Source organism: Mesorhizobium sp. M0500 (assembly GCF_040321165.1).
Classification (GTDB): Bacteria; Pseudomonadota; Alphaproteobacteria; order Rhizobiales; family Rhizobiaceae; genus Mesorhizobium.
In genome coordinates, this window is the sequence record NZ_JAMYRB010000035.1 from 38,111 (window position 1) to 46,527 (window position 8,417).

Genomic DNA, 8,417 nt, shown 5'->3' on the forward strand with positions numbered 1-8,417 from the left:
TGCTATTTGATGAACACTGGATTTGCCGCGCCGCCGGTGCCCTTGCTCACTTTGACCGGACTGGCGCAGTAGAAGCCTTCGTAGCGGCGGTCCGAGGCACAGTCGGCGGCCAGCAGGTCGAGCGATGCCATTTCGGTGAACGCCACGCCCAGATTGCGCATCAGCGCGGCGTGCAGCACCAGCATCAACCCGGTCTCGGGCTCGTAGGTTGTCTCGTTGGCCAGTGTGTCGGTAACCAGACAGGGGATCTGCATCTCGTCGAACCAGCGCACGAGGTCGAGGCTGAAGGTCAGTCCGGGTTCCCAATATCCATCGCCGACGCGCTGGCTTCCCGCCGCCAGTGCGCCGACCCAGCCGGTGCGAACGAGAAGGATGCTGCGCGGCAGTATATCGACCGCTTGGGCCCGGGCGCATTCCATGAGGTCGCGATGCGTGAATGTTTCAGCGCGCTCAAGGGCCGGTTTGCCGCGGAACCGGGCGATGTCGAGCAGCACGCCGCGTCCGACGATCCCGCGCTCCGCGATCGGCATGATGCTGGCCTTGGTCATGCCGCCATTGGTACTGCTTGCCGCGAAGCCGTTCCAAAGCGTGTCGTCGAACCACATGTGGCCGAGCGCGTCGCAATGCGTGCCGGCCTGTGCGAAGCTGGTGATATAGTCGTCTGCGAATTCGAGGCCGCCGGCAAGCGGTTGCCAGTGACCGTTCTCGAAGCCGGCCTTGTCGGCGACCATGAAATGCTTCGCCGGCCAGCGGCCGGGAAAGACGGCATCGCCCTCAGAAGTCCCGACCGGCACGCCGAGGGTGAAGGTGCGGCCGTCCCGCACCGACGCCAGGCCGCGCTTGACCTCGTCGGCGGTCAGATAGTTGAGCGCTCCGATCTCGTCGTCGGCACCCCAATGCCCCCAGCGGCTCGGCGCATTGCCCAGCAGCCGGCGCAGCGTCATCGTTTCAGCCGCGCTCATGCTTCCGCCTGCGCGGTCGCCGGCTGCCTGGCGCCGGTGATATAAGCGACGACGTCCTCCATGTTGGTGCCGGAACTTGCGAGATCGGCGACCTTGCGGCCCCTGCGCATCACCACCACGCGGTTGCACACCTGCCAGAGATGATCGAGATTGTGGGTGACCATGACGATCGTCAGCCCCTGGGCGCCGAGTCGTTTGATGAGGTCGAGCACCTCACGGGATTCGCGTACGCCGAGCGCCGCGGTGGGCTCGTCGAGCAGCAGCAGCTTGTGGCCCCAAAAGGCACCGCGCGCGATCGCCACCAATTGGCGCTGGCCGCCGGACATGCGATCCACCGGTTTGCTGCGCACCCCGGGGATCTCGATGTGCAGTTCCTCGAGGCCGCGCATCGCGATGTCGCCCATCGATTTGCGGCGGATCCAGCGCAGCAGCGCCGGGCCGCGGCCAAGCGCAATCTCGCGGCCGAGAAAGAAGTTTTCGGCGGCAGTGAACGTGCCGATCAGCGACAGGTCCTGATAGACCGTCTCGATGCCGAGGCGTTGCGCTTCGGACGGCGGCGACAACTTTTGCGGCCGCCCTTCGAGGATCACGTCGCCGGAAGTTGGGTCATGCGCGCCGGCCAGGATTTTGATCAGCGTCGACTTGCCGGCACCATTGTCGCCAACGAGGCCGAGTATGTCGCCCCTGGCGATGTCCAGCGAAACGTCATCGAGTGCCTGGATGCCGCCGAAGCTGCGGCAGATCCGGCGCAGGCTGAGCAGCATCTTCTGCGCCATGGCCTATCCCCTCGCATAGCGGCGGCCAATACCGCCGAGCGCTACGGCGACGACGAGAAGGCAGCCGGTGAACAGGAACTGCGTGAAGATCGGCGCGCCTATCATGGCCAGCCCATTGTTGCCGACGGCGACCGTCAGCACGCCGATCAAGGTGCCGAGGATATGGAACTGACCCTCTCGCAGCGCCGCCGAACCGAGGAAGGCGGCCGAAAACGACGTCAGCATGAAGCTGTCACCCGCCGTCACCTGGCCGGAGCCGAGATTGGAGGCCATCAGCACGCCACCGATAGCAGCACAGGTGCTGGCGATGGCGAAGGCAACGATGCGGCTGCGATCGACGGCGACGCCGGCGCGGCGCGCTGATTCCGGGCTGACCCCGATGGCCTTGATGTGTTGGCCCTGCACTGTTCGGTTGAGGATCACCCACAGCAGCGCAAGCACGACGGCCATGATGATGACGAGGTGCGGCACTCCGGCAATCCGGCCGATCGCGATATTGGTGAATTCGCGCGACTGGGTGAGCTGCAGCGGAATTCCGCCCGAATAGGCGTAGTTCAGCCCGACGACGATGGTGCCCGTGCCAAGCGTGGCAATGAAGGCGTTCACCCCGATCTTCGAAACGACAATGCCGTTGACAATGCCGATGACCGTTCCGAGGCCGACGACAAGGAAGATGGCGGGTAGGATCGGCAAGCCACTGCTGCTCAACAGCCCGACCACGAGAAGCCCGCAGAAACTCGCGACATAGCCGATACTGAGGTCGAAATCACCGGCGACGAGGGGCACGGTGAGGCCGGCCGCGACAATGGTGCCGATCGCCATGTCGTTTACGATGTTGCGAAAATTGCCGATGGTTGCGAAGGTCCCCGGCTCCAGCACCGAGAAGATCCCCAGCATCGACGCCAGCACGATGATGGTGCCGTAGGTTCCAAGCAGGCGCATGAGCAACGCGCGCCGCTGTCGGGCATTGGGCGAGGCATAGCCGGTCTGCGTTGACGGCAGGAAGCGGGGCGCCTCTGCCGGAGCGTGGGTTTCGGGCAGGGAATGATCAGCGGACATGGCGGCTCTCATGACAGCACTCCGGCCCGGCCAGGCAAGTCCGGCCCAGACCCACAATCAGGAGAGCTTACTGCGGATTGTCCTTGATGAACTTGTCGACGTTCTCTTTGGTGACGAGCGTATAGCCTGGCACGAAGGATTTGGGCTTCCACTGGTCGCCGGCTGCCAGGATGTCGGGAATCTGATCGACTAGCATTTTGCCTGCCGAAGTCAGATCGACACCGAGCGTGGCGGTCATCGTCCCGTCCTTGACAGCCTGGACAGCGGGCGCCGTGGCGTTGAACGAATAGACCTTCACGTCGCTGCGGCCGTTCTGCTTCAGCGCCGCGATCGCGCCCATAGCGTTGTCGTCATAGCAGTTGAAGATGGCGAACGGCCCCTTGGCGTTGGCATTGGCTGCAAGCCAGGCGCTGGTCGCGGCCTGCGACGATTCGGCAGCACCTGGGATGCTGATCTCGTGCGAGGTCGCCTTGAGCCCCGGATTTGCCTTGACCGCCGTATCGAAGGCGTCGGCTCGTTCGCGGCACGGAATGCCGGGATGGTAGGTGAGGTCGAGTACAGTTCCGGACTTGCCGATGTCCTTCAGCATCAAGTCGATCAGCGGTTGCGCAGCACCGGTACTTGCAGATAGCGCGATCCCGTCTGCCATGCCGCCGCCGGCCGAAAGCACGGGGATCTTTGCGTCCGCCGCCGCCTGGAGCCCGGCCGCCAGGCCCGTCGAATCGAAGACCGTGACGATGATGGCGTCCACCTTCTTGGTTGCCAGCTGCTTGATGCTGGTGATCGCTTGCGAAGGATCGCCGTTGGCATTGAGCGTTTCCACCGACCAGCCCTTAGACTTGGCTTCCTGGCTCATCGTGTCGACCATCTGGTTTGTGTCGACGTCGGATGTCGAGAAGGTGACGATGCCGATCGTGAGCTTGTCATTCGTGGCGAGGGCGGTCGACGTGAAGGATGCTGCGACGAGCGCTGCGGTCGAGAGTTTCTGAAAGCGGTTCACTGTTGCGTATCCCCTGTTGACCGAGTGTTCCGGCTCACCTCCAGACCGCGCAGCAGCCCAGCTTGGGCGCCATCTACAGGTCGTCACAGTCAGTCTGTTTGTTCGTGCGAGCCACGTACTAACTATAGGCACAAGCTCTTATGCCGCGCAACGGCTAATTTCAACCGGCTTTGGTCACTCGAGGTTCAATCGCTGTGGGGCTCTTGGGGCAAGCGCGCAGCTAGGCCGCCTTCTTGATCTCCGCGACCTGAACGCCCAGTCGGAACGCCTGACCGTCTGCGAACGAACGCGCGTAGCTCTCAGATGTAAAAGGGACCGTGGTGGTCGTGCCGTTGACCGTCACGCGAACCGACCACTCTTTGTCCCTAATGATTTCAACGGCATGTTGCTCATGCGCAGCCATGCATTCCTCCCAGAATCTTCCGTTGAGGATGGGAGGATAGCGTCGTAAAACTGGTTTGCATGCAAATAATCCGACACCGCGACGTCGAAATGTCGAAACACGCACAGCTAGGCTTAAGTCGATGACCTCGCCTTGAGCTGTTCGAGGTGTTCCTTGGCGAGGTTGAAAAGTGCGGTGGCAGTCTCTTCAGCCTCCGCCCGGAAGCGGACATCGCGGGTGACAATGCTGGAGGTCATGTTCGCGCCAACTGCGGATGCTTGAAGCGACCGCTCCGTCGGCTCAAAGAACGTTCCGCTCCGCCGGGTTTCGCTCTATCAACTCCGCCACAAGGCGTTGAAGCCGCCAGAGGCTGCTGTCATGTATGCCTTTGGCTTCGAGGTGAGAAACCGTGTTGAACAGGTATTCGGCCCCGCTTCCCCAATGACCGCAGGCCAGGGCCAGGACATCGGCAACGGCTTCAAGCGACTGACGACCGGCATAGAGAGGTGACGCGCGGTTCATCACAAAGGCCAAGGCCGAGATAGGCCCGGAAGCGGTCGCCACCGTGATCCACCGGGGCATGCTGTTGGCCGGCTTATAGGTGAATTCGCGTCGAAAGAGTTTGCCGAATTGGCGTTCGAGGTTGTCCTTTGGCAGGTCGTACAGGACGCCGCTGCATTGCCCCCCACGATCGAGGGCCATCATAAGGCCTGGCTGCTCCGGCGTGCCCCGAAAACGAGTCATGCGAAAGCAGAAAGCGCGATGCCACCCACGAGCGAGGCCTACCTGCTCACCGATATGCTCGATCTCCGGCTTCCAGATCAAGGAGCCGTAGGCGAACAGGCGGGTCGGTGCTTTCGGGGCCGGATGAGTTCGGATCATTTGCTCGACCCAGCTGTCGTAGTCGGCATCGGTGTGTAGCTCGGCACCTGGCGTCAAACCCTGGTCCTGAACGACCTTGTAGACCCGCGCGACGTGGTCCGCGGTCAAGGTCAGCTTTCTCATTTGGCTCGGCATCCCGTGCTCCATCGGATCAGGATCGCGTATCCTTGGCAGATACTACGGGCGTTGCAAGATACGAACCGATGCACGGCGTGAATGAGTCTTTGCACCTTCACCGATGACAGCAAAGCGCCCCGCATATTCGCCCTCGAACGATTCCATGTGGTTTCGGCAATCTAGGTTTGGGAGACGCTTTTCTACTCACTGTGAAACCCTGACCAACAGCTTGCCGAAATTGCGGCCCTTGAGAAGACCGACGAAGGCCATCGGCGCGTTCGCGAGTCCCTCGACAATGTCCTCACGATATTTGACCTTCCCCGCTTGGAGCCAGGCCGAAACGTCCCTGCCGGGGCGGTTCGACGTGTGCTGTTTGGGACATGCAGAATAATTGGCGGAGTGCCAGAAAGTTCCTCCGCACTCGCGCTTCGCACCGCGGTGCCACCCACAGCGTCTTGCCTAAGGGACTTTGCGGCGTAATTCGCTCGCGTTCGAATTGAGAGCGACCTCGGATTGAACTCGCGGATTACCAGGCGGACAAAAAAACCCCGGCGCTGGGTCGTTGCGCCGGGGCTTTGGGCACGTACAAGCTACACCAACATGTCCGTTTATGAACGTGCGCTAATAAAGTGAAAAAACGGTGAACCACGCATGGGCTGAAGGGCGCACGCTCAAAGCTGGGGTGAAGCGGCAATATCAGTGATGACAAGTTGCGCACCTGATTGTTCCACCCAGCTTTCGACCGAACGAGGGGGCGAGTATGCCGGCTGCGTTGATTTGCCAAGATGATGTACTCCGTCACCCCTCATGCCGATGAAGGGAGCCCGCTCGAACCGCAAATCTCGAAATGTCTAGTGATGGCCCCTGGACCCCGCACATTCGGGGATTCGAAACTGATTTCCAGGTGGTGCTAAGCAAGGCCGGCAAGGTGGAGACGATCACCGTAATGCTAGTATGCTCATACATCGCGCTTTGCTCTGAGGGCGGCCCAGCAGCTTGGGTTAGGGGGGCCGCTGGGCCTGACCAGCGAGCGTTCGGGAATGCTCGACTGGCTGGTTAGTATTTTAGATAAATCTAATATAATCGAACCATGCGAACGAAGTACGCGGCGGTAAGAAAGTGGCTGGCGTCCGATTCACTTACCGCGCGCTTTTGCCTTGGGTTCTGGCGCGCTTTCGGACGGGTTTGCAGCCAATTTTGCAGATCGCCGATCTGTTACCCACAGGGACTTTTTCCTCGCCACCAAATCGTCACGATCGCCCTCAGCGGTCGCTCGGCTATGCATGGCAGCTATGGCGTAGTCGGCTCTGTTGGTTCGATAGTCTTCTTTTTGGACAGTCATCGTTTGCTCCCAGTTTCATAGCCCCTCTTTTGCCCTGGCGGGGAGATTAACTGCCGGTGCATTACGCGAGTCAATCGATGAAACGACCACTCCGCAATCGCCAGGGCGGGAAGCAAGCCGACAATTTTAACGTTGGAACGGCTTACAGAGTGCCGGCAACACAGCCGCCCTTTCGTCGGGCTGCATTGATCGCGTCCATGTTGCCCTTCAGCTCGGCTCTTGGCTTCACGTGCCTTGATGTCTGTGTTGTCCATCATGCTGCCAACCTGCAAGCCAAGCCAAAACACGCCGTCCACGTCATGGCGGGCGGTTCTGTCTTGTATGGCCATTATCGGCGCCAGGTCGGAACTCGTTCGGTACAGTTCGGCTTCCAACTGGCTGCAGGACTTGCCCGCGTATACGCTGGACGAAACCAGCGTGGGCTTGATGTCGGCTGGGCGAGTAGCGCAGCCCGACAAAACGCTGATGGCTACAAACGCACATAACTTGATTCATGCTTCCCCCCAAAATGCCCGCGGCGAGCAGGCGCTGAGGGCAGGACGAAGTAGTCTATGTGCCTTGACGGCATGCGGAATATATTCCTATTTTGCGGGATGCCGCACCCTCGCCGACACGAAGCCGTTTCCGAATATCACCTCGCCAAAATTGAACGACAGGCGTGGCTTCTGACGGTAGAACTCCGCGACGCGCAGTTGTCGCTCAAGCCATTTGGCGAGCATTGGGAAGCGATCGAGCATCTGCATCGGGACATAAAGCGGGCGCTCAATCTGCTTAACAATAGGCCAGCGGACTACGAGGAGCCGCATTTCGCGCCCATGTCGCGAGGGTGAAGAACTAGCCTGTCAGTTTAGTGAAGTCGTGGCGCCGCGCGCGAACATGTGCCAGCAAATTCGTTTCGTTTACGACCCCTGATTGAAAGAGATTCAGCGTGGTCGAGGCCAGAATCTGACCGTCTATCGGGGTGCTGTACCATTTGGCGTCGGCGGTTACCTGGTCGACAACCCGCTGGCAGATCGCCCGATCTTTAGGTCTAAGGAACTGACTATTCAGTGCTCGTAGCATCTCGACGCCTTGAAACGGGGAGTCACCTGTCTCCCGCGCGATACCCATGCGTGGTCTCCGAGCATCGACCCTAAACGCATTCAGACAGAAAATTGCCATTCGTTTGAGTGGTACCGATGTCGCGTGGATAAGCGGCGGTCCGCGAGCTAATCCACCATGTCGCGCAGCGGCTTGTTGCGCTTTGGCGTCCTGTACTTCTCGACCAGCCTGACCTTGTCGACGTCGATCGTCACCAGCGGTCCCAGATCGACGGTCACCCTGCCGCCTTCCTCGTATGCGCGTGATCTCTCCGGTAAGCTCGATCTGCTGCCGCTTCTTCACCTTGGTATGTGGCTGTGATCGCCACCACGTCACCAATACCTATGCCCGCCGCCATTCCATGAGTCTGGTGCGCTCGGCGCCTTACTCAAGATATTGCTAATTATGGATGAGCCCGCTTCCTCCAATCGATGGATGAAGCCGATCGTGGGCCGGTGCTACTTTGATGCATCGCGCGACTTACGCGACAAGTGCTGGCTCCAGGGGCAAAATATGAGCAAGACGACTCTCATTGCTATCGCAATCCTCGCGATCAGTCTCGGCTGTGCCGAAGCCAAGGACCGTAAGGTCGAAACCGCGACCCTCGGCACGTACGCCAATTCGAAGGACCTGCCGGTTTGTACCGCGTCAAGCTCACTCTTCGAAGTCCTCGGTGATAAATGTTTTCTCGTCACAGGTTCGATGATCTATGGCGACATCGCCGAACTCTCCTGACGTGCTCCCCTGAAATGTCCTCGGTTTGAGGTTAGCCTGTTCCTCGGATGAGGAGACAGGCAATGAAGCGATCGAGATTTTC

At 60.3% G+C, this 8,417-nt stretch carries 10 protein-coding genes and 1 pseudogene; 1 reads left to right on the forward strand and 10 read right to left on the reverse strand.

What is annotated here, in order from left to right; genetic code table 11:
* Positions 1-2: 2 nt before the first annotated feature.
* The 10 genes and pseudogenes from NKI70_RS30750 to NKI70_RS30795 all read right to left on the reverse strand — a co-directional run bounded on the left by NKI70_RS30750 (position 3) and on the right by NKI70_RS30795 (position 7,630).
* Positions 3-962 carry a cyclase family protein gene (locus tag NKI70_RS30750; protein WP_352457239.1) on the reverse strand — a complete coding sequence of 320 codons (960 nt, stop codon included), beginning with the start codon at positions 960-962 and terminating at the stop codon, positions 3-5.
* Entirely contained in the window at positions 959-1,738 is a 780-nt protein-coding gene (locus NKI70_RS30755) for an ATP-binding cassette domain-containing protein (protein WP_352457238.1), read from the reverse strand. Before NKI70_RS30755 ends, NKI70_RS30750 begins: the two co-directional genes overlap by 4 nt.
* A 3-nt stretch (positions 1,739-1,741) precedes the next feature.
* A complete protein-coding gene (locus tag NKI70_RS30760) occupies positions 1,742-2,797 on the reverse strand; it encodes an ABC transporter permease (protein ID WP_352725984.1) in 1,056 nt (351 codons plus the stop codon).
* A 67-nt stretch (positions 2,798-2,864) separates the two neighbouring features.
* On the reverse strand, positions 2,865-3,797 hold the full coding sequence (locus NKI70_RS30765; RefSeq protein WP_352457237.1) for a sugar ABC transporter substrate-binding protein: 933 nt from the start codon (positions 3,795-3,797) through the stop codon (positions 2,865-2,867).
* 220 nt (positions 3,798-4,017) lie between these two features.
* Positions 4,018-4,200 (reverse strand): hypothetical protein, encoded by a 183-nt coding sequence (locus NKI70_RS30770; protein WP_023679139.1) that lies wholly within the window; start codon positions 4,198-4,200, stop codon positions 4,018-4,020.
* 113 nt (positions 4,201-4,313) lie between these two features.
* Positions 4,314-4,436 (reverse strand): hypothetical protein, encoded by a 123-nt coding sequence (locus NKI70_RS30775; protein WP_352725986.1) that lies wholly within the window; start codon positions 4,434-4,436, stop codon positions 4,314-4,316.
* A gap of 43 nt (positions 4,437-4,479) precedes the next feature.
* Positions 4,480-5,184: a gamma-glutamylcyclotransferase gene (locus NKI70_RS30780; RefSeq protein ID WP_352693169.1), complete on the reverse strand. Its 705-nt coding sequence runs from the start codon at positions 5,182-5,184 to the stop codon at positions 4,480-4,482.
* A gap of 198 nt (positions 5,185-5,382) precedes the next feature.
* A pseudogene (locus NKI70_RS30785) lies at positions 5,383-5,523 on the reverse strand (NADP-dependent oxidoreductase); the annotation flags it as partial.
* A 1,578-nt stretch (positions 5,524-7,101) separates the two neighbouring features.
* Positions 7,102-7,326: a hypothetical protein gene (locus NKI70_RS30790; protein WP_352648041.1), complete on the reverse strand. Its 225-nt coding sequence runs from the start codon at positions 7,324-7,326 to the stop codon at positions 7,102-7,104.
* Between the two features lie 28 nt (positions 7,327-7,354).
* A complete protein-coding gene (locus NKI70_RS30795; RefSeq protein ID WP_352648043.1) occupies positions 7,355-7,630 on the reverse strand; it encodes a hypothetical protein in 276 nt (91 codons plus the stop codon).
* Positions 7,631-8,005: 375 nt separating this feature from the next.
* On the opposite strand from NKI70_RS30795, the gene NKI70_RS30800 reads away from it, so the two are divergent.
* The gene (locus tag NKI70_RS30800; protein WP_352725988.1) at positions 8,006-8,335 is read left to right on the forward strand and encodes a hypothetical protein; all 330 of its coding nucleotides are present in this window, start codon (positions 8,006-8,008) and stop codon (positions 8,333-8,335) included.
* The last annotated feature ends 82 nt before the right edge of the window (positions 8,336-8,417 follow it).

Coding starts and splice junctions, on each gene's coding strand:
- NKI70_RS30750 (WP_352457239.1), bottom strand. CDS start 962: ATGAGCGCGGCTGAAACGATGACGCTGCGCCGGCTGCTGGGCAATGCG.
- NKI70_RS30755 (WP_352457238.1), bottom strand. CDS start 1,738: ATGGCGCAGAAGATGCTGCTCAGCCTGCGCCGGATCTGCCGCAGCTTC.
- NKI70_RS30760 (WP_352725984.1), bottom strand. CDS start 2,797: ATGTCCGCTGATCATTCCCTGCCCGAAACCCACGCTCCGGCAGAGGCG.
- NKI70_RS30770 (WP_023679139.1), bottom strand. CDS start 4,200: ATGGCTGCGCATGAGCAACATGCCGTTGAAATCATTAGGGACAAAGAG.
- NKI70_RS30775 (WP_352725986.1), bottom strand. CDS start 4,436: ATGACCTCCAGCATTGTCACCCGCGATGTCCGCTTCCGGGCGGAGGCT.
- NKI70_RS30780 (WP_352693169.1), bottom strand. CDS start 5,184: ATGAGAAAGCTGACCTTGACCGCGGACCACGTCGCGCGGGTCTACAAG.
- NKI70_RS30790 (WP_352648041.1), bottom strand. CDS start 7,326: ATGCGGCTCCTCGTAGTCCGCTGGCCTATTGTTAAGCAGATTGAGCGC.
- NKI70_RS30795 (WP_352648043.1), bottom strand. CDS start 7,630: ATGGGTATCGCGCGGGAGACAGGTGACTCCCCGTTTCAAGGCGTCGAG.
- NKI70_RS30800 (WP_352725988.1), top strand. CDS start 8,006: ATGGATGAGCCCGCTTCCTCCAATCGATGGATGAAGCCGATCGTGGGC.